Raw genomic sequence first — 23,032 nt, forward strand, 5'->3', positions numbered from 1 at the left:
TAATGTATAGGGGACATTTCACAAAGATACCGATTATAGTTTATACAATCATTATTTTCGTACTATCATCTATGGAGAGTGGTGGAGCATTTAATGTATTAGGAGTGGATAAAATTTTACATTTAATAGAATTTGGTTTATACGCGGTGTTAATGAATATAGCAATTATAAGTTCATCGAATAAGTATTTAATTATGAATAATTGCTATTATACTGTTTTACTTTCGATGGTTTACGCTGCTTCTGATGAAATACATCAGTTTTTTGTTCCAACAAGAGATTGTTCAATTTATGATTTTATGGCTGATGTAATAGGAATTTTGATTTTTTTGGGCATTTTTAAAATTTTTTTAAGAGTAGTGAAAAGTTCATATGTATTTGGCAAGGTTAAAAATAGTTAATTTTGCAGTAATCAAAGAGATCAACGTAGATTTTAAAAAAGGCTTTAATGTTTTAACTGGGGAAACAGGGGCAGGGAAATCCATTATTGTTGATGCACTCAGTCTGTCTCTTGGAGAGAAATTACCAACTGATGTAATAAGATCAGGTGAGGAATACACATCTGTTGAAGTTACTTTCAATGAATTAGATTCAAATAAAAATGTGCGAGAATTTATGATTGAAAATGAGATACCTTTTATTAATTCCAATATAATATTAAAGAGGGAATTATATAGAAGTGGTAGAACCAAATCATTCATAAACAACAAACAGGTGAATTTGTCTCTGTTAAAACGTGTAGGTGATATCATTGTTGACCTACATGGACAGCACGATCATCAAGCATTATTAAAAGATGCGACGCATATTGATTATCTTGATCTATTTGCTAATACAAAGAGTGATATAATCAAATTAAAGGAAATTTATAACAGGATAAACAATATAAAAGAAAAAATTTCAATTCTTGAAGAGAAGAAGAAGATATTTAATGAAAAGAAAGAGTTATGGGAGTTTCAGATTAATGAAATTGATAGAATTGACCCAAAGCCTGGTGAATATGACGAATTAATGGAAGAAAAAAGAGTACTTGAAAATTCTGAAAAAATATTTCAAATATCCAAAGAGATAAATTCAGCCATTTATGAATCTGAGAATTCAATATTTGAGCAATTGCAAGCTGTTGAAAAAAAGTTAAGCCAGCTTTGCGATATATCCTCTGGTTTCAAAGAATATCATGAGCAAATATTCAATCTTAAATTTATATTGAGGGAGCTATCAGAAAGAATTGCAGATTTCGTTTCGTCGATTGATTTTAACCCTTCTAGACTTGACTATATAAATAATAGAATATTCACTCTCCAACAATTAATGAAGAAATACAATAAAACAATAAATGAAATAATAGAGTACAGAAAAGAGCTTGATTGTAAAATGATCGAGGACGAAGATCTAGATAAAAAAATATTGATATTAAGAGAAGATTTAGAAAAACTACAGGATCAATATTTAAAATTAGCTCTTGAAATATCTAGGAAAAGGAAAGAAAGTGCGTTACAATTTCAGAGGGAAGTAGAAAATAAGCTTAATTTTCTCGGAATTAAAAAAGCAAAGTTTGTTATAAATATTAAATATATTGAAGATAAAGATGGTCCTTTCATTGTAGATGGTGTACCTGTGAGTGCTACATCCTCTGGGATAGATGAGGTAAAATTTAAAATTTCTACAAATCCGGGAGAGGATGTAAAGCCATTTTCATTAATTGTTTCAGGTGGTGAAGTTTCTAGGATAATGCTGGCGATAAAAAGTATATTAGCAGGGAAAGATAATATTCCTGTACTTATATTTGATGAAATAGACACTGGTATATCGGGGAAAATTGCTCATGTAGTGGGAGAGGAATTGTTAAAATTGGGTAAATACCATCAGATAATATGTATTACTCATCTACCTCAGATTGCATGTCTTGGGACATACCACTACAAAGTCTATAAAGAGATAAAGGACGGGAAAACTTACACTCTTATTAAAAGTTTGAATGAAGATGAAAGGATTATGGAAATAGCGAGTCTGGTTAGTGGGAAAAATATAACTGATACTAGTATTATTCAGGCCAAAGAAATGCTTGGACAAAATAGGAAGAATTAATAAATGGAAAAATTTGTTATTTATGGTGGACATAAACTCTCAGGCAGAGTAAGAATTAGTGGAGCAAAAAATGCTGCATTACCTATCATGGCTGCTACAATACTTGCACCTGGAAAATATGAAATAAGGAATGTACCGCATTTGAGAGATACATTTACTATGTTGGAAGTTTTAAAGGCTACGGGTGTAACTGGCGAATTAAAAAATAATCAAGTAACACTTGACACAACTAAATGCGATGACCCTTTTGCACCCTACGAGCTGGTAAAACAAATGAGAGCTTCCTTTTATGTATTAGGTCCACTTTTGGCAAGATTTGGTGAAGCAAAGGTTTCATTACCTGGTGGCTGTGCGTGGGGACCAAGACCTGTTGATTTACATATTAAAGGTATGAAGTTGTTAGGAGCAGATATTGGGTTAGACCATGGATATGTAATTTCAAAGTGTAGAAGATTAAAAGGTAACATAATCAATCTTGATATCACAAGTGTTGGTGCAACTGGTAATATTATGATGGCAGCATCTCTTGCAAGAGGTGAAACGATAATAACTAATGCAGCAAGAGAGCCAGAAATAGTTCACCTTGCAATGTTTCTGAAAAGTATGGGTGCAAAAATTGATGGGGAAGGTACAGATGTTATCAAGATTAGAGGAGTAGATGAACTGCATCCAGCTAATATAGAAATTATCCCTGATAGGATAGAGGCTGGAACTTTTCTATTAGCAGGCGCTATGATTGGGGACGATGTAACTATCGAAAATGTTAATATAAATCATATCACATCAATACTTGCTAAATTAAAAGAAGCAAAAATCAAATTTAAGATTGTAGAAGATGGAAAAATTATAATCTCTCGCCCAGCAAAAATAAAGTCCGTTAATATTACAACAACACCTTACCCTGGGTTTCCAACTGATATGCAGGCACAATGGATGGCTATGATGGCAATTGCTGATGGTAGTTCTGTTATTGTTGAAGAAATATATAAAGATAGGTTTACACATGTACCTGAATTGCAAAGACTTGGGGCAGATATACAGCTCGATAATAACGTTGCAATTGTAAAGGGTGTTAAAGAATTGATTGGTGCACAGGTAATGTCCACAGACATTAGAGCAAGTGCTTCATTGATCCTTGCAGGTTTAGTGGCAAAAGGCAGAACCGATATTTACAGAATTTATCACATTGAAAGAGGATATGAAAATATAGATATAAAACTTAGAAAACTTGGTGCAAAGATAGAACGTGAAAAGACAGATATTATTTAATTTAAATTTAAGATTCTAAAGAATTTTATCTAAAAGAGGAATTGATGGAAATTAGAATTGATTTAAGAAGCGATACGGTAACAAAACCAACCCCGGAGATGAGGAAGGTGATTTGTGAAGCGGAGGTCGGAGATGATGTCCTAGGTGATGACCCTACTGTTAATAAACTACAGCGAATGATGGCTGAGCTTACAGGAAAAGAATCAGCTTTATATGTTCCAAGTGGCACTATGTCAAATCAAATTGCAATAAAGGTCAACACACAGCCCGGTGATGAGGTAATTTGTGAGGCAGGGTCACATATATTCAATTATGAAGCAAGTGCCCCCTCGTTTATATCGTCTGTTCAGATATATCCAATACAGGGTAACAAAGGGGTTATGAATATAGAAGAAGTGAAAAGAGCAATAAGACCTAAAAATATACATCATCCAGTTACTCGGTTAATTGTTGTTGAGAATACTCATAACAGAGCAGGGGGAACTATATATCCTTTAGAAGAGATTATTAAGCTGAGTGAGATTGCTAAAGAAAATGGGGTTAGAATGCATCTTGATGGTGCAAGGCTTTGGAATGCATCGATTGAAACTGGTATATCAATCAAAGAGTATTCAAAGTATTTTGATACTGTAAATCTATGTTTTTCAAAAGGTCTGGGTGCTCCTGTTGGTTCTATACTTGTAGGAGATAGCCAGACTATTGAGAAGGCAAGGAAAGTCAGAAAGATACTCGGTGGCGGAATGAGACAGGCAGGATTACTGGCTGCAGCTTGTATTTATGCTGTGGAGAATAATTTTAAAAGGTTGAAGGAAGACCATGAAAATGCGAAGAGATTAGCAGAGGGAATAAACTCGATTGATGGTTTATCTGTGGACATGGACGCTGTTCATACAAATATTGTTATGATCGATATTATAAAGAAAGATGTAACAGCCTATACGATTCAGGAAAAACTTTTGGAAAATGGTGTTGGAATGCTTGCAATTAGCGAGAGTAGACTAAGGGCAGTTACTCATCTTGGGGTAACAAAATTGGACATTGACGAAACAATTTCATTTATCAAAAAAATATTTGAAGGAGCATGAAAGTAATTCTTATCGGTGCAGGGGAAGTAGGGTACTATTTAGCAAAAAAGCTGATTCAGGAAAATCATGATTTGTATATAATTGATAATAATCCAGATAAAGTAGAAAGAGTATCTGAAACTCTTGATGCTATAGTTATTCATGGCAATGGCGCGAGTCAGAATGTACTTGAAAGTGTAGGTGCTAAAGATGCAGATATTTTGATTGCTGCTAGTTCTATAGATGAGGTTAATATTCTGTCCTGTTTAATTGGAAAAGAGGTAGGAGTTAAAAACACAGTTGCCAGAGTGAGAAGCAGGGAATTTCTAAAAGAGGGAAGTGTTATAAATAAAGAAAAGTATGGAATCGATCTAATAGTACACCCTGAAAAGGTAACTGCTGATGAGATTATAAAATTGATATATTATCCATATACTTCCAAGATTGTTGATTTTGGTGGCGGAAAGTTGACTATTGCCGCTATAAAGATAAAAAATAATAGCAGAATAGTAGGTAAGTCGATAATAGAAGTTACCAGTCAAGCCAGTAATAACTTCCTCTGTCTCTGTATAGAAAGGGATGGGAAAACTATAATACCACATGGAGATGATGTTTTTATCGAAAACGATACAATTTATGTGATTTCGAATATAAAGGACTTAAAAGGGGTTTTGAAAACAATATTTCCTGAGTATAAAGAGCAGCAGAATATAATGATATATGGGGCAAGTAGCATAGGGAAGATGGTCGCAGAGAAGATTTCAGAAGATCTAAATGTTAAGCTAATTGAGGGAAACAAAGAAGATGCAAAACAGGCTGCCGAGGAGTTACTTGATACCTTGATTTTGCTGGGAGAGGGGACAGATATAGAGCTTTTAACTTCAGAGCAGATAGAATTCATGGATAGTTTTATTGCAGTTTCGGATAATGAGGAGTCCAACCTTCTTGCAGCACTTTTGGCAAAGTATTTAGGAGTAAAAAGAACGATAGCGCATATTAATACAAATGACTATATACCAATTATAAGTAAACTTGGTATTGATTCTGTTATAAGTAAGAATATAGCTACGGCGAATGCTATAATGAAATTTATGAGAAGAGGGAGAATAATCTCCGTATCGTTATTTGAGGGAATAGATGCAGAGGCAATAGAACTTGTCCCAAGAGAGAAGAGTTACGCTACTAAAAAACCTATAAAAGATTTAGGCCTACATAGAGATATTTTAATTGGGGCTATAATAAGGAATAATGAAGTTATAATTCCTAAAGGCGATACAATTATTGAACCTGATGATAACGTTGTTGTTTTTACAAAACCTTATTTGATTGGAAAAGTAGAAAAATATTTTAATTAAATGACAACTCTATAATATACAGAATAATCAAATAGAAGAGGCAATTACATGTTGAAGAGTAAAATTTTAGTTACAATAATGATATTTTTTATGACTATATCAGCACAGCAGGCTGATACAACCGTTTCGGTTACTGAAGAAGTAGTTGAAAAGGAACAAAAAATACCAATAGCTGTCATGGATTTAGACGCTAATAACATTGATGAATCTGAAGCAAAAGCACTCTCCGATAGGATGAGGGTAGAGATTGTCCAGATTGGTGTGTTTGATGTGATGGAAAGAAAGAGGATGGCAGATATTCTTAATGAAATGAAATTTCAGTTATCAGGGACTACAACTGATGCTAATGCAATTGAAATAGGAAAAATGGTTGGTGTTCGGAAAATTGTTGCTGGTTCTGTTGGTAAGATTGATAATATTTATACAATAAGCGTTAGGTTGATAGATATTGAAACTGGAAGAATTGAAAGGACTGCTGTATATGACATTTATGGAACTTTAAGTACAGTTTTTAAGATAGGGATACCTACGGTAGCATCAGATCTGTGTAGTGTTAAGAAAATGAAGCCAAAAAGTATATTATATTTAGATTCTAGGCCATCACAAGCAGATGTTTATGTTGACGGAATTTATGAAGGTATGACGCCGATATTCCTTGAAATAGAACCACAGGTTGCACATAGGTTAGTTTTAAAAAAAGAAAGCTATGCTGATAGAGAAAAAATGATATTTTTAAACAAAAATCAGATAGTTGAAATGATATTAAATCTTGAAAAAATACCTGTCCCTGCGGTAGTAAAACCTGAGTTGATCAAAGAGGAAAAGAATAAAGTAAAAAGAAGTTATAACAATGGTTTTAAAGTGTCATATTCCTTTTCAAGGGATGTAACAGTAATTAATGATTTTATATCATCGATTAATTATAAGATAAACAATGGAGTAAACCTTTTTAAAACGAAAATTGAAAATTATCAATTTCCTGAGATAACATCCTTTAATGGGATAGAATTCTGGAATACTGATAGGAGTGATGAAGTCACTATTGATTTTGGAATAGCTATTTATAAATCCAATTTGGAAGAGTGGTTTGGTAATCTGGTAGGTGGTGAGAGCGAAAGTGAGCAGTACAGAATGGAAATCTGGAATCCTAGATTGACGTTTAATTTATGTATTACACCTGTTAAGTATTTTTTATTTTATCCATTTTTTAATATTGGATTTGGATACAATGTTTTGTTTTTAAATGTTTATCATGAGATTTTTTCAATTGGAGGTCCTACATACCATACCTGGGGATTCAACTATGGAGCTGGATTTGAGATAAGACCGATAAAGCCAATAGGTATGAGTATAGAATGGAATAGAAGAAATATGAATTTAAAGTTAATGGATATCAATAAGATTACAAAAAAATTCGATGAGAATGGACTTGATAGATTTGATATCAGCGGTGAAAATATATCCTTTTCTATAACGTTCTATTATTAAAAAAAATTAAAAAATAAAATATGATATATTGATTTAATTAATAGCTTTCTTTAATTTACCGACCGGTAAGTAAAATGGAGAAGTTATGGATAATGTCTTTGATACCAAGGCAAAACTTATAGAAATCGCAACTGAAATGTTTGCCCAAAATGGATATGAAAATACCTCTATGAGGGAAATAGCAGAGAGAGCAGGTATATCTAAACCTGCAATTTATTACTATTTTAAAAGTAAAGAAGAACTATTCTTAGAGATGCTGAAAACAACGTTTCAGAAGTTTGTCAAAAGTATTGACGAAGTTTTTACTTCAGACTTGTCTCCTAAGGAAAAGCTTTTAAACTTTATTATTGCAATGTTTGAAAAAACGAAGGAAAAACCGGAGATCTTTAGGATTATCCATAGCATAAATCTCGAGGATATAAAAATAGATATCGCGTTGAACTTCAGAGAAAGATTTAAGTTTATACGGGATAATTTAAAAAAGATTTTTGATGATGGTGTGAAGAAAGGTTTATTTAGAAACGATATTGATATGGATGTCTTCTTAGCATGTTTTAACGGTGCATTGAGTTTACATGTCTTAAGATTTATTAAAGTTGGAAATATTGAATTGAATAGAGAAAGAGCAGAAAAAATTTTGGACCTATTTCTTAATGGAATATCTAAAAAGTATGGAGGAAAAGAATGAGATACAAAAACCTGTTTCCATGGATTTTAATGACAGTATTAAGTGTGACTATCCTATGGGGTAAAGAATTTGAGATTACACTTGAAACAGCGAAGAAAATTGCTTTAGAAAATAATCCTGATATTAGGGTAGCAAAAAAAGAACTTAAACAGGCAGAATTAAGACTTGTTGAAGCAAGAGCAAACTTTTTTCCGACTATATCAGCCTTCTCTCAATTACAGCATGCATGGGAGTTACCAACTGTTATTATGAATAATCCCTTTTATGATCCCGTCTTAAATCCGAGGAAAAAATTGTATTTCAAAATGGGGACAGAAAATAATATTGCTTATGGATTGAATTTACAACTACCTATTTTCACTGGAGGGTCAATCTACTATGGATATAAAATGGCTCTAATGAATAGAGAAATAGCTGAAGCTCAGTTAAAATCTAAGGAACAAGAAGTAATTTCCAATGTAATAAATGCCTATTATAATGTTTTATTCTTACAATCAATGTTAAAAGTTACAGAAGAAGCTCTTGAGGCTGCCACAGAAAATTTAAAGCAGGTAAAATATTATTATAATGAGGGAAAAGCATCTGAGTTTGATTTGATTAGAGCCGAAGTGCAGTTGGAAAATTACAAGCCACAGCTACTTTCTGTTAAAAATCAAATTAGAATTGCTAAAGATAGATTGAAGATGTTGTTAGGTATTGACGATAGCGTAGAAATTATATGCATTGATAGTTTGTATTATCAGGAAACAGAATTTTTAAAAAAACCGCTTGAGGAATTGATTGAAAATGCAATTGACAATAGAGCCGATATTAAAATTTTAAAGATTCAGAAAGACTTATTGAAAACTCAGGTAAAATTAAACAGAGCATCATTAATGCCAACACTCGCCTTTTCGACAAATTACCAATATCAGGGGCAAAGAGATGATTTCAACTTTGAATCAGAAGATTTCTTCAGATCATCGAGTTCATCTTTAAGTCTGAGCATCCCATTATTCTCAGGTTTTAAAAATCATTCAAGAATTCAACAGAGTAAAATTGAGGTAAGGAAGTTTCAGGACAGATTTGATCATGCTATTAATGGTGTAAAAATTGAAGTTAAAAGTGCATGGCTCAAATTGAAAGAGGCTGCGCAGAACGTTCAAACTCAGTTGAAAATAGTAGAGCAGTCAAAGGAATCAATGAGATTGGCAAACCTTATGTACAAGGAGGGTATGAATACGCAGCTTGATGTATTAAATGCTCAGGTAGCTTTAAATCAATCAAAGATGAATTACCAGAGGTATTTACTTGAGTATAATTTAGCTCTGGCTAGTCTATTAAAAGCTCTGAACCTGTTATAGAGATTAGAGGAGGTGATTATGTCAAAAGGAAGAAATGATTCCAGATCTATGAAGTTAGCAATTTATTGGGTATTTATATTGACTGTAATTGCTATCTCAAAGTGTAGCGGACCTGGTAATGTTGGTAAAGAAACTGAAGTTACGTTTCCCGTCCAGGTGATGAAAGTTAAAAAGGGAGAAATAGTAAAAACAACAGATTATTTTGGAGATATAAAGGGACTAAAAGAGATACGTATATTCTCACCCCTATCGAGTAAACTTTTAAAGATAAACAAAGATGTAGGTGATTTTGTAAAAAAGGGAGATACATTGGGAATTGTAGACAATGAAAGAATCTATCAGATGGTAAGACAGGCTGAAGCATCCTATGCATCTGCCAGAGCGCAGTATCAAAATATTAATACAGAATATGAGCGAATTAAAAATTTATACCAGAACAATGCGGTTAGTAGATCACAGTATGATCAGATAAAAGCTCAAATGGAAACTGCTGAGGCAGGCGTCAAGCAAGCTGAAGCAAATTTAAAAACAGTTAAAAAACAGTTTTACGATAGTTACCTTATTACCCTTATAAATGGAATAGTTTCAAACAGAATGTATGATGTTGGGGACATGTGTACTCCTCAGATGCCGATATTTACTGTTGTGGATATGGATACTGTTAAAATTGAGGTTCAAGTACCTGATAACGAAATATCAATGATCAAAAAAGGGCAGCAGGCTATAATTACTGTTGATGCTTACCCAGATACAGAATTTATTGGTACTGTGTACAATGTCTACCCTACTATAAATCCAGCCACTAGAACTACAACGGTTGAGATTCGTTTTCGTAATAAAGATTATTTATTGAAACCCGGGATGTTTGCACGGATAAAGATAATTGTACAAAAAAAGAATGATGCGATCGTGATCCCAAGGAAAGCAGTATTGGAGAAAACAGAATTGGATGTATCATCTGGTGAGATAACTACAAGCAAAGTTAGAACAAAGCGATATGTATATGTCGTAAATGGCAACCTAGCGTATAAAAGGGAAATTGAGACAGGAATCGAAAATGACTATTTCATTGAAGTTGTAAAAGGATTAAGAGAAAATGATTCGTTAGTAACTGTGGGTCAGCAATTTTTATCTGATTCAGCTAAGGTTGAAATCATAAGGTGAGGTGTAGTATGTTTTTATCAAGGTTATCAATAAAAAGGGGAATAACATTTACGATGATCTATTTAATCCTTGTGGGATTTGGTATATTTGGTTTATCTCAATTAAAGCTTGATCTTTATCCAAATATTCAGTTTCCCGTTATAGCTGTATTTTCTAACTACCCAGGCGTCGGACCTGAGGATATAGAAAATTCAATAACAAAACCTCTTGAAAGGGCAGTGATATCAGTGGAAAATATCAGGCATGTTACAAGTTATAGTTCATCAGGCAGTTCAGTTTTGCTACTGGAGTTTGACTGGGGAACTGACATGAAAAAAGCTGAAAATGATGTAAGGAAGAGTATTGATTTAATAAGAGATTATTTACCTGAAGAAGCAGCAGAGCCAGTTTCCTTTACATTTGATCCCAGTATGATGCCTATTCAATTTATAACACTAAGTTCGGATAGATTGGGTGAGGCAGAATTGAAGCAAGTAGCTGATGAGCAGATATCTCCGAGACTGGAAAGGATTCCTGGGGTTGCATCAGCTGATGTTCGCGGAGGATTAGAAAGAGAGATAAAAATACTCTTTAATCCCAATAAAATGGCGGCTATTGGAATATCGGTTCAGAACTTGATACAAAGATTGCAAATGGAAAATCTGCAAATTCCTGCGGGGATAATAGACAATGAAGAACTGGAGTATACAGTAAGAGCATACGGAGAATATACTGATATTAAGCAAATAGAAAATACCGTTATTGGTTACAAAGAAGGAAAGCCAATTTATCTTAAAGAAGTGGCTACAATTATCGATGGTTATAAAGAAAAAAGAGCTGTAGTTAGAAATAATGGAGTTAATGCGGTTACATTGATAATAAGAAAACAATCTGATGCTAATACAGTTCAAACAGCACGCCGTGTGCGGAAAGAATTGCCACAGATTATGTCTCTTGTGGGGGGTAATATAAAATACAGTATTATTTTTGATTCATCAAAATTTATAACCAGGTCCATAAGTAATCTTGCTTCTACCGCCATTCAAGCTTTTATTTTAGCATTTATTGTAATTCTATTCTTCTTGAGAAACGTCAGAAGTTCACTTATTGTATCGGTCAGTATTCCAATTTCCCTATTGGTTACTTTCTTCGTTATGAACCAGGCTGGAATTACTCTTAATATAATTTCAATGGCAGGTCTTGCCCTTGCAATAGGTATGCTTGTGGATAATTCAATTGTTGTACTGGAGAATATTTTTAGGCATAGGGAGTACGGTAAAGACGCTTTTGTAGCAGCTGATGATGGAGCAAGTGAAGTAGCAAATGCAATTATAGCTTCAACGCTTACAACACTGGCTATTTTTATCCCGATATTATTTGTGCCCGGTATTGCAGGTGTTATGTTCAAAGATATGGTGGTCACAATAGTTTTGTCATTGACTACCTCGCTATTAGTAGCCCTTACTCTTATTCCTCTTCTATCAAGTAGATTGCTTAGAGTTGGGATCAGGCAAGCAAGAGTTAAGACTATGAAGAAATTAAATAACTCTATCGAAAATTTTCTTTCATTTATTGAGAGAAAAAATGTAGAGATTCTTGATTATTTCATGGTGAGAAAAAAAATATTTCTTGCGGGCATATTGGTTCTTTTTGTCGTAACAATGTTTTTAACTCGCTTTCTGGGAGGTGAATTCTTACCGAAAACTGATCAATCCGAACTTGAGATTACTATCGAAAGAGAGCCGGGTGTATCTCTTACATCCATGGATAAAACGGTAAGAGAAATAGAAAAAATGATACGAGATGAGGTTCCTGAAGCTAAAAATATATATGTAAGTTTTGGATCTCGAGAGGGCATAGCGTCAGTCTTTGGTTCTAATTCATCAAATGAAGGTGAAATAAGAATTGACCTTCCAGACGTGAGAGAAAGAGATAGGTCTGTATTTGAAATAAGTAATGTTTTAAGAGAAAAACTTTCAAGATTCCCCGGGCTAAAATTTAATTTTTCTGAAGGAATGAATATGTTTGGGACAGCTGGTGATATCCAAGTCAAAATCTTTGGCTACAATCGGCGGATAGCAGAAGCATTGGCAAATAAAATTGAAGAGGAAATCAAAACTATTCCAGGGGTTGTTGATGTAACGAAGAGTTTCAAAATTCCAAAGCCTGAGTACAAAATTGTCTTCGATAGAGAAAAGATTTACTCAATGGGATTAAGTGTATTTCAGATTTCTTCGATCATAGAGGCGCAGCTTAAAGGAAAAGTTGCAACTCTTTATAGAGAAGGAGGTAGGGAATATGATGTTACCGTACAGGCAGATGAAAATTTTAGAAATACCAAAAGCGATATAGAGAATATTTATATACCGACATTGACCGGAGCTCAAATTCCACTGAAAAGCGTGGCACGAGTTATACTTTCTGATGCTCCACAGCAAATTATAAGAGAGGACCAGGAAAGAATGGTTACTGTCAATTGTGACGTTTCTGGAAGAGACCTTCAGTCCGTTGTATCTGATATTAAAAAAGTATTGAGGAGGATACCTTTCCCAAGGGATTTTAGGTATGAAATTGGAGGTACAGCTAAAGATCAGCAAGAATCATTTTTCTATCTTGGCATAGCTCTTCTTGGTGCTATAATACTTGTTTATATGGTTATGGCTTCTCAATTTGAATCATTAATCGATCCATTTATAATAATGTTTACAGTACCACTTGCAATGATGGGGGTTGTATGGTTTCTACTTATTACGGGTACTACATTGAGTATAACCGCATTAATTGGATGTGTGCTTCTTGTAGGTATTGTTGTTAACAACGGTATAGTTTTAATTGATTATATAAATCAGCAAAGGGAAAAACATGGTAAAGGTCTCTGGGAAGCAGTGTTGATAGGTGCGAAAAGGAGAATGAGACCAATTCTTATGACTGCTATGACTACAATTCTTTCGATGATTCCTCTCTCTTTGAAACTGGGCTCAGGCGCAGAGATATGGGCACCGCTTGCAAGGGCAGTAATTGGTGGATTGACGGTTTCTACTTTTCTCACTTTGATAATGGTTCCACTTATTTATTTGTATTTTGAACAGATATCACTAAAAAGAAAAGTAAAAAAAGGATTAGCAGATCGTTCAGAACTTGAAAGACCAGAGAACCTTGATATAGATATGATCAAATAAATGACAAATATTGCTTTAGTATTTAAGTATAGTTCTATTATTGAATAGTTTATTAAGAGTCTAATTCTTTTTTGTGTAAAAACTCTCATATCAGACATAAAAAATCAAACTTATTCAAAATGGATGGTTTATTATAATAAAATTTTAATCCAATCTCTTCCATTTTTAGCTACATCAACATAAGCACGAAATAATATTATTTACAGAACTGCATACGAATGGAATATGGCTTTGGATCTGGTAACTTTGCGGAAAGCTTTATGGATAGCTTTTATGGAATTGGTGATATAGATCAGTTTTCGAATATCAGGTGAATATTCAAAGCAGTTAGAAAGTTTCCACTTGCTTTTCCATGAATTAATAACTAATTGATATCGTTTTTCACCTCTGTTTTCCAGTTGCAAAAGGGCATCTTATGGCGCTGTAGGTGTAGATGTTTTATAAACTTTTCTTAAATCGTTTATAAATTCCTTTTGCTCTTTGTAGAAAATGTATATCAAACTATTTTGAATTAAGTATATAACATGAATCCCGACATGCATTTGTGGGAATATACTTTTAATTGCATCGGGGAAACCTTTTAGACCATCTATGCAGGATATAAGGATATCATCAACATCGTATTTCTATAATTCAGCAAGTGCTGATAGCCAGAAATGAATTCCTTCGCTTTCCCCTATCTATTATCAGGCATATCCTTATAGCCATGACTATCAATACCCAAATGAGTAGAGACGGCACGAATCTGTACTTTCCCTTCATTACGAACTTTGTAATTAATTGCATATAAATAGGTAATTACATATATTATCTCTAAAAGATAATCCTACCAATATTTAAATTCATGGATTACACCTTCTGTGAACCTTCTAATAAAGATAGATGATATTTACAATCTGTAAAGCTTATGCAAATACTATTGTATATATAACGGTTATTTTTGAAAATAAAAACGTGCGTTCTGCAGTTTATGGGAATTTAAAAAATCTTTCTCGGCTATTTCATGCAGACTTCGTTGCATCTAGAGAGTAGGGTGGCTTTAATGATTTTCGAGGAGTAGGTTATTTTTCAAGCATGCTGAACGTTTGCCTTGTTGGAGCGGATGTAATTGTCAAGAAGATCACTACTCCATTGAGGTACTCGGGTAGGTTGTGGAGGTAGGAGGAAGCAGTGAAATAGGTAAGCTCATAAGAGAAGCAAGGAAAGATGTCGATTCTATTAGTGGAATTGTTGAATTTGAGATTGAAAATGTTCCTGTAGGTTTAGGTGAACCTTATTTTGATTCAGTAGTGTCTCTTCTGAACCAAACTGTTTTTGGTATTCCAGGGATTAAGGGAATTGAATTTGGAATCGGGTTCATGGCTGACTAGATAATGGGTAATAAATATAATAAGGTGGGATAATAAATGGTAATTCAGTGTTCTTTTTAGTAGCTGTAAAACCGACAACGAGCATTTTAAAAAATCAGAAAGCGATAAATCTGTAAACTGGTAAAGAGGAAGAAATTTCTGTTTAAGAGAGACAAGATTTATATATTGCATTTAGATTTCCTGTTATATTTGAGATTTTATCAGCAAACGTTTACACTTATTTGATGCTGATTGAACAGAGAATGGCGAGGGTATTTGGAAAAGGAGGCGTAGATATAGAAATTTTTGTGATTTGAAGCTTAATATTTATGAGTAGTCATCCAGAGAGTATAATTAAATTGCTTATTACTCTTGGGGCACACTTTTTGTCTTGTCGCTCGTTTTTGCGGTCTGTATAAGGGGACAGGATACTCCATGGACAACATTTAAAAAATTTTTACTATTTACTAATAATAAAAGGATTGTTGTCTTAGGATAATTATTTGATTGTGGAGGTTTTGCTCAATTCTCATTTTTTAAAGCAGATCGAAAGAATAAATTCGCAACTGTTATACATTACCCACATTATCCGCGCTAAGAATCATGAAGAAATAAAACGATTTTTGAAAAGGTTGATTGAGAAAAATATGTGATTTCATAGAGATAATAATTTTATCTAAATGTATATATCTCTGTCACGGGGCATGTTATCGTGGTTTATAATCACTATCCGTTCCCAGGTACCTAAAATTAGCCTTTTATTTACGAAGGAAAAGTTGATTGATGGTCTAGTTTTTCGAGCAGTTCTCTCATGTCTTCTACAAGAGCGGACTCGCATCGACAGTTTAATACTTGCGGTTGAGCCAATAGCGGAGATCCAAGTGAGACCACTGGTTATTTTGGAATTTGAGATGATATCTTACACTTTTTCTCTAATATCGATGTTATGGCTGAAACTTTTTGTTTAAAGGACTATTTCTTTACAATGTGTTGTCATACTTTTTGCTTCTTATCTAAGAATGGAGAAATATGGAAAATTTTTTTAGAAAGGTAACAAAAGTATTGACAAAGTTATATGCAAATTTTATATTTCATACGTTGTATGGAAACGTTTGCAATTTAGAAGAAAAAAGTTATCGATTAGAGGGTTGAGCTACGCTAGGTTCTAATAATAACAAGAGTTCGTTGGTTTTTTGAGTTTTTTGATAAACTTTTGGTTGTAGTTTTTTCCATGTCTTCCCGGACTAAGTAGACCAGAAGTCTATATAAAGCAAATAATGTGCAACTCTTTCATATGTTTTGACGGGAACCTTAGTAACAAATATGATGATGCAGGTGGTAGCTATTTTGCTGGGGAGATGAGTTAAAATTTATTTTGGGATAGAGCATTAATTTCATTCAGTATTTAAGAGATGGTATTAATTTTAAATCAACTCTTTTCAATGCTGAATTCTGCGAAAGTTCGCTTTGTACTTTGGAATTGATAAAGAAAGTTTTATTTTATCTAATAAGTGTCTTTGGCATAGTGAGTTATGTTTTTTTAGTTAATGCTGACATTTGGATAAAGCATGTAAATCTATTGGGAAATAGATAATTGAATATTTAATTAAAAAAAAGGAGGTAATCATGAAGGTGTTGGTTAGTTTTTCTAGGTGTTTTTTCCCAATCTTTTTCTTTGTTGTATTGGTGTCGACAAATGTTTTAATTGCTCAGGAGTCGTTCTTACAACCTTATACGGTTGATGAACATACTGTTGTGTTATTGCATTTTGATGGGAATTTAGTGAATGAGTCAGATAAGGCATCGGATGCAACCGGCTTCGGAAATTATAACTTTATTCCTAATGATGAGCTATCAGGTTTTGGGCAATGCGTATGGTTTGACAATGATTCACGATCGGATTCTTCTTATATTATTATACCGGATACTGTAACTTTGGACTTAGATACTAGTTGGACAGTAGAATGCTGGGTTAAGGTTTTATCTTTTGGTACTCAAGCGGGCGATTGGCATATTTACCCTAAAGTAGTTAGTAAGCCCTCTAACTGGTGGTTAGGTATAAATGGTGCTTCAGGAACATTTAATGTACAATCAGGATATGAGACTGATATGACTGTTTGGCATGATGTTTTTACACAAAATGAAATTATTGAAACAGAGGTGTGGTATCATATCGCCGCTATATTGGACGTTGATAACAAAGTTTATACAGTTATAGTGCATGATAGGGATGGTAATTTAGTTGCTTATAACTCTTCATACATACCTGAGGTAGCAATTATCCCCAGAACTACGAGTGATCCAGTCCAAATAGGTGTTTGTTTATGGTGGCCTGATACTTGGCTTAATGGATTAGTAGATGAAGTAAGAATTAGTAATTGTGTACGTAAATTTGACATCCCGCCAGAAATAGTATCATATCCTACCGTGAGACATGTTGATGAGAATGTCCCAATTGATATAACTATCCAATTGGCTTCCATATCATCATGGGAATATACGAATGTTGAATTACACTATGCTCCAGTTGCTGAAACTGATGTTGAAAATTTTAATGTAGTAGAAATGAGTTCGACAGATAATGTAAACTTTACTGGAACAATTCCAGCACAGGATGCTGGTACATCGCTTAAATATTTTATTACTGTTGAAAATACTGATGGTGAAGTTGCAAATAGTATGTTAATGGCTGAAGAGAGTGATACCGCATTTTTTGGAATAGCCGTTGGTTATAAAAATTCTTTGGTTTTAGATATGGATTTTGAACAAAATTTAGAGGATGCTACCGGTTTAAATACTGTGGTAGCTACCGGACCGGCGGTCTACTCTGATGATGCTAAAGTAGGAAATTACTCTATTCATTTTACTCCAGTTCCTGTTGGAGAAAATGATACATTAGTTTCCATGTTAAAAATTGAAAAGCCTGCTCCTTTTCTTGCATTTAGTGATGGCTATACAATGGAAATGTGGGTAAAGCCTGATACTGTTTTCCCTTGGGCCGCATTTCTGGGAAAATACCCTGAATACTATAATGATGATAACGATTGGAAATTCAATTATCGCTTGTATTTTGATGGTAGACATCTGAATAAATTGAATATAGAAAATTATCATTGCAATACTGTTTGGCATAGAGTATATATAGATGATTATGTTCTGGAACCTGACCAGTGGTACAAGATCGTGGCACAATACTCTGCTGAAAAGAAGATATTGATGATAGAATTGTATGACGAAGAAGGAAATCTTATTTCAGAAAACTGGGAACCCACAGAAGAATATCCTCTGATGGTACGAGCGGGTGATTTTACTATTGGTGGTGATACATATGATTATATGGCAGATGTGAGGTTTCAAGGTAAAATGGATGGGCTTAAGGTTTATAATTATGCAAAAGCTTTACCGCCGTCCTTGGTATCATCCCCTCCTCCGAGAATAGCAAAGGTTAGTCCGAACGAGAGTGAGGTAATTCAGGTTGATATCGACAATTCGATTAGTACGAAATTGTTTTATTCAGTTAATGGTGGCGAAGAAATTGTTATAAATATGGAGAAGACTGGTGACTTTACTTATTCTGGAACTATTCCAGGACAGTCTAAGGGTAGTATAGTGGAATATTATATAGTTGCTGAGAACGATGTAGGAAAAAAGATGAGGCTCCCTGGTTCTGGAAACTACATATTGAAATACATGGAAGATGAGGGTCTTGTCCTACACCTGGATTTTGAACAAGGGACTGGAACTCCATTAGATAATTCTGATTATAATAATGAGATTTCAGTTTTTGGGGATATTAGCTATTCTGAAGATGCTTTTTCAGGTAATTATTCTTTGTACTATGGTAGTGAAGGCGGCTATATAAGGATAAATCCTCCTGCCCCTTTTGTAATTAATAATGAGATGACACTTGAGATTAGTTTTAACGCTGATGAAATCCCGATAGGGGGTACAGATCTTATTGCAAAGTATCCTGATCCGCCAAGTTGGGAGTTTGGATTTAGGGTATCTTTTCAAGCTGATGGAAAATTATTCCCAGAAATATATCTGGTTGCAGATACTATAGGAGTAGCTGATAGAAGATGGACAAGTTTGTTTTTGAAAAATGATACCAGGATTGTTCCGGGGCAATGGTATACATTTATTATGGATGTCGGGAAAGATTCTGCATACGTAAGACTGTTAGATGATGCGGGTAATGTTATTGATCAGAGTGAGAAAATTAGTGTAGCTGGTCAACATTTGAATCCTGTTGCTGGCATGTTAGCAATAGGACGATCATGGGAAGAAAATCCTCCTCTTTTTAAAGGAAAAATTGATAATATTAAAATATACAATTATTCAAAAGCAGAGAAATTAGGAATTGATTTTGAAAATAAAAATTTAATTACGAACTATTACTTGGCACAAAATTATCCGAACCCATTTAATCCGACCACGAATATCGAATTTATGATACCCAACACAGAAAACGTTAAATTAGTTATATATAATATTCTTGGTCAGGAGGTGCGTACTTTAGTAAACTCAAAACATAATGCTGGTAGATATGTATATATTTGGGATGGAAAGGATAATTCTAATAGACCAGTTCCTAGTGGTATATATATTTATAAGTTGGAAACAGCGGCTTATAGCAGAACACGTAAGATGGTGTTTATCCGGTAAATGAAAGATAGGTGGGGATACTCTATAAAGTTAGAGTATCCCCACCTGATTACTTATCTCAATTTATGATAATAAATGAGGGGTTGAGAGTGAAATTAGAAAGGCGTAACGTAACAAATGTTAGTTTACTGTTTGGACTGTCGTTGCTGATTATTCTGGTTAGCTGTACCTTTACAACTGACCCACCTTTTGAAAAACAGCCTCCCGAGACAAGAATATCGAATGTTCCATTATACGGAGATACATTATTTCCAAGAGTGAAAATAATCTGTGATGGCGGTGACTATGATGGTTATATAATAGGATATGAATATAGAGTAATAACATACCATTTAACAACTGGAGATTCAGTAATAACACCATGGGAATTCGTAGCAGAAGATTCTACTCATGGTGTTATAGAAATTATTTTTGAATCGAGTGATTCGTTAAACAAACAACTGATTCAAGTACGTAGTGTCGATAATGATTCTTTGGTAGATCCAACCCCTGCTGAATTGGTGCTATATACTCCACGGACTATTTACCCAAGTGTTGAAATTACCAGCCCATCTAATAATAGTGTGTTATTCTTTCTCGATGAGACGAATGATTGGTGGCAGGGAATTAAAATAAATTATTCTGGTTTTGATGAAGATGGAGAGGTTATTGAATATGCTTGGTCTTTAGATAACGGCCCCTTTGTCTGGACAACTGATACAACAATAATGTTAAAACCAGAAGATTTTGTGAATGGATTAGAGGGTAAACATAATGTAAAAATTATATGTAAGGATAACACATTTTTGGTCGACTCAGTTGGTGCTACGGTAACTTTTACATTAGTCAGAGCTAAATTTGATAAGGGTATATTAATAATAGACGATACAGAGGAAAATAATTTCCCATCATCTGCTAGAAAAGTATTTAATGATATTGTTACAGATAGTATGTATAAAGAACTATTTTCCCCTGATACGATGGTTGATTATGCGGAGGATGGATTACCGAGAAAAGAAGTGTTAGGGAGATATAGATTGATAATTTGGCATGCAGATAACCCAGGTACAAGGCATCATATATATCAACATGAAGATATATTAAAGGATTATTTGAATGTTGGTGGCAAATTATTGGTGATTGGATGGGAAGTAATTAAATCTTTTGCTTATGAAAGTAATTTCCCGGTCACATTTGATAATGATTCATTTGTTAAAGAGTATTTACATATTTCGAAGGCAGATGCACATCAAGGCTTATATGGGGATTTTATTTCTGCGCGTGGTTTAAATAATTTCCCCAATGTCGTAGTTAATGATAGCTTGTTAACTTCTTTTCCATATAATGGAAAACTTAGAGGTATTGAAGTTATTACAGAAAAAGGTCCTTTTACAGAAACAATATATACATATTTGGGAGAGGATTTGAACTCCGAATTAATAGCTCAACCTTGTGGAATAAAGTATTTGGGTACGCAATTCAATGTTATAGTGATAACATTTCCTATGACATTTTTAAAAGAGGATAATAAGAGGTTGCTGGCAAATGAGTTGCTTGAAGCTATAAGATATTAAATAAGAAAGGTGGCCGATGAAAAGTAATATGAAATGTTTGGTTGTAGCATTTTTAATGATTACCATTTTTAGTAATATAGTGTGGTCACAATTTGTTACATTGGATTGGAAGATGCAGGATATCGGAGCTGTTAGACAATGGATACCTAATAATGGTGGATTTTGGGCTATGCGCACTTATGATTGCCCCTTGTTAATTAATGTTGAATATCCTGTAGGGAGCTATATTGAACATATTGGAGAAGGGGGTATTTGGGTTGGGGCGATTACCCCAAATGGCGATACACTAGTTTCTGTTACGAATAGTTGGAACCCATGGGGTGAGGGAGAATTTTGGCCACCAACGAATGAACCTTGGGATACTATATGGGTTGTGAATAGAAACGATACGGTTGATATTCCGTATTTTGAAAATTATGTGGGTTTGTCGGACAGGGATTATGTTTTTAGGTATAACGATTATAATCCGTATAGTTTAACAAAGGCTAATCATGTTCCTCTTTATGTGGATGTGATAGAAATTGGTCATAACTGGTCAGCACCAGAATTTTTATCTAAAATTAAGTTGTATGAACATTACGTGATTTCTAAGGAATATGATTTGAAAAAGGTATATATCAGCATGTGGGCAGATCCAAATGTAGGATTGAGGTCTGTAGACTTTCAGAGTATGCTTTCCGATGACTATACAAGATTTTTCCCAGAATTGCAAATGGGAGTCGGTTTGGATGCTCCAGGAGGAGTAGATGATTTCGCTGATTATCCGATTGGGGTAAAATTATTCTCTCCTGATAATTATCCTGAAGAGACGCTGAATTGGACATTTATATGGGGTGGTAGTACAAATCCTCCCGGTATAACACCTAGTACGGATAAAGAAAAGTATGAGCAACTTATGATGTCAAGGAAAATTATGGAGGATCAGCAAATTCCAACTGGTAGCCATTTTATCATATCGTGTGGACCTATGGAACTAAATAAAGGAGATACTTTGCATTTTTATGTTGCTTTAATATTAGGTGATGGATTAGATGAAGTAATACGTAATGCAAAAACATTAGAAAAATTAAAAGATAATAATTTTAAAACTCCTGCCCCTCCCCCAAAACCATTGTTAAGAGCGTTTACTTATATTGGCAGGGTGAGATTAGTGTGGAGCCCTACAGAAGAAGTTAATCCAGAAAATTATTTTGACCCGTATAGAGCTGATGGTGATTCACTGCCTTTTGAGGGTTATAGATTATATAAGAGTACAATATCAGCAACAGGTCCATGGAAGTTACTGGCTGAATTTGATGTTCCTGATGACGGAGTAGGTAATGATATTGGATTGCAATATGAATATGTAGATGAGGGTTTGTTAAATAACGTTGAATATTATTATTCTGTTACAGCATTTTCGAAACCAGATAAAGTGTTAAATTGGCCATCTCTAGAAACTACAATTGAGGACAATGTTATAACGGTTGTACCAGGAGCAGCTCCACCAGAGACGGTTGGCAAGGTTGCTGTTGTACCAAATCCGTACCGTGGTGATATAGATTATAGTAGCTATAATCCTCCATGGGAAAAACCTCCAGCTACCCGAAATTTTTGGATGGAACAAGACAGAAGAATTCAGTTTATAAACCTTCCATTGAGATGTAAAATTAGGATATATACTGCTTCTGGTAAGTTAGTTACTACGTTAGATCATGATGCTACAGGTAGTGGTGTAGGATATCATGATTGGAATTTAACGTCATATGTAGGACAAGCTGTGTCCAGTGGAATATATTTGTTTACTGTTGAAGATTTGAATACGGGTAAAGTTCAAGTTGGTAAATTTGTTATTATAAAGTAGTTATG

General features: G+C 34.0%; 16 protein-coding genes. 14 read left to right on the forward strand and 2 right to left on the reverse strand.

Annotation, left to right across the window (positions count from 1 at the left end):
• Positions 1-2 precede the first annotated feature (2 nt).
• From H0Z29_09785 to H0Z29_09830, 10 genes are all read left to right on the forward strand, one after another.
• Positions 3-401, forward strand: a complete 399-nt coding sequence (locus H0Z29_09785) for a VanZ family protein (GenBank protein ID MBO8131786.1) — start codon at positions 3-5, stop codon at positions 399-401.
• Positions 373-2,088: a DNA repair protein RecN gene (recN, locus tag H0Z29_09790; GenBank protein ID MBO8131787.1), complete on the forward strand. Its 1,716-nt coding sequence runs from the start codon at positions 373-375 to the stop codon at positions 2,086-2,088. The genes H0Z29_09785 and recN overlap by 29 nt, the downstream gene beginning before the upstream one ends.
• A gap of 3 nt (positions 2,089-2,091) precedes the next feature.
• A complete protein-coding gene (gene murA / locus H0Z29_09795) occupies positions 2,092-3,357 on the forward strand; it encodes a UDP-N-acetylglucosamine 1-carboxyvinyltransferase (protein ID MBO8131788.1) in 1,266 nt (421 codons plus the stop codon).
• A 44-nt stretch (positions 3,358-3,401) separates the two neighbouring features.
• On the forward strand, positions 3,402-4,442 hold the full coding sequence (locus H0Z29_09800) for an aminotransferase class I/II-fold pyridoxal phosphate-dependent enzyme (protein ID MBO8131789.1): 1,041 nt from the start codon (positions 3,402-3,404) through the stop codon (positions 4,440-4,442).
• The gene (trkA, locus tag H0Z29_09805) at positions 4,439-5,776 is read left to right on the forward strand and encodes a Trk system potassium transporter TrkA (GenBank protein ID MBO8131790.1); all 1,338 of its coding nucleotides are present in this window, start codon (positions 4,439-4,441) and stop codon (positions 5,774-5,776) included. The genes H0Z29_09800 and trkA overlap by 4 nt, the downstream gene beginning before the upstream one ends.
• Before the next feature lie 48 nt (positions 5,777-5,824).
• On the forward strand, positions 5,825-7,264 hold the full coding sequence (locus H0Z29_09810; protein MBO8131791.1) for a PEGA domain-containing protein: 1,440 nt from the start codon (positions 5,825-5,827) through the stop codon (positions 7,262-7,264).
• A gap of 85 nt (positions 7,265-7,349) precedes the next feature.
• Positions 7,350-7,952, forward strand: coding sequence for a TetR/AcrR family transcriptional regulator (locus tag H0Z29_09815; protein MBO8131792.1), 603 nt, complete (start codon positions 7,350-7,352; stop codon positions 7,950-7,952).
• A complete protein-coding gene (locus H0Z29_09820; protein MBO8131793.1) occupies positions 7,949-9,295 on the forward strand; it encodes a TolC family protein in 1,347 nt (448 codons plus the stop codon). Before H0Z29_09815 ends, H0Z29_09820 begins: the two co-directional genes overlap by 4 nt.
• Before the next feature lie 18 nt (positions 9,296-9,313).
• Positions 9,314-10,459 carry an efflux RND transporter periplasmic adaptor subunit gene (locus tag H0Z29_09825; GenBank protein ID MBO8131794.1) on the forward strand — a complete coding sequence of 382 codons (1,146 nt, stop codon included), beginning with the start codon at positions 9,314-9,316 and terminating at the stop codon, positions 10,457-10,459.
• Positions 10,460-10,467: 8 nt separating this feature from the next.
• Positions 10,468-13,617, forward strand: coding sequence for an efflux RND transporter permease subunit (locus H0Z29_09830; GenBank protein MBO8131795.1), 3,150 nt, complete (start codon positions 10,468-10,470; stop codon positions 13,615-13,617).
• 413 nt (positions 13,618-14,030) lie between these two features.
• On the opposite strand, the gene H0Z29_09835 is transcribed toward H0Z29_09830, so the two are convergent.
• Positions 14,031-14,225 carry a transposase gene (locus H0Z29_09835; protein ID MBO8131796.1) on the reverse strand — a complete coding sequence of 65 codons (195 nt, stop codon included), beginning with the start codon at positions 14,223-14,225 and terminating at the stop codon, positions 14,031-14,033.
• Between the two features lie 543 nt (positions 14,226-14,768).
• Here H0Z29_09835 and H0Z29_09840 point away from each other — a divergent pair.
• Positions 14,769-14,987 carry a chorismate synthase gene (locus H0Z29_09840; GenBank protein MBO8131797.1) on the forward strand — a complete coding sequence of 73 codons (219 nt, stop codon included), beginning with the start codon at positions 14,769-14,771 and terminating at the stop codon, positions 14,985-14,987.
• 655 nt (positions 14,988-15,642) lie between these two features.
• Here H0Z29_09840 and H0Z29_09845 read toward each other — a convergent pair.
• On the reverse strand, positions 15,643-15,804 hold the full coding sequence (locus H0Z29_09845; protein ID MBO8131798.1) for a YjbQ family protein: 162 nt from the start codon (positions 15,802-15,804) through the stop codon (positions 15,643-15,645).
• 788 nt (positions 15,805-16,592) lie between these two features.
• Here H0Z29_09845 and H0Z29_09850 point away from each other — a divergent pair.
• From H0Z29_09850 to H0Z29_09860, 3 genes are all read left to right on the forward strand, one after another.
• Positions 16,593-19,631 carry a T9SS type A sorting domain-containing protein gene (locus tag H0Z29_09850; protein MBO8131799.1) on the forward strand — a complete coding sequence of 1,013 codons (3,039 nt, stop codon included), beginning with the start codon at positions 16,593-16,595 and terminating at the stop codon, positions 19,629-19,631.
• A gap of 89 nt (positions 19,632-19,720) precedes the next feature.
• Positions 19,721-21,184: a hypothetical protein gene (locus H0Z29_09855; protein ID MBO8131800.1), complete on the forward strand. Its 1,464-nt coding sequence runs from the start codon at positions 19,721-19,723 to the stop codon at positions 21,182-21,184.
• A gap of 16 nt (positions 21,185-21,200) precedes the next feature.
• A complete protein-coding gene (locus H0Z29_09860; GenBank protein ID MBO8131801.1) occupies positions 21,201-23,027 on the forward strand; it encodes a hypothetical protein in 1,827 nt (608 codons plus the stop codon).
• Positions 23,028-23,032 lie beyond the last annotated feature (5 nt).

This window comes from Candidatus Neomarinimicrobiota bacterium (genome assembly GCA_017656425.1).
Taxonomy (GTDB): Bacteria; Fidelibacterota; UBA2242; order UBA2242; family B5-G15; genus JACDNV01.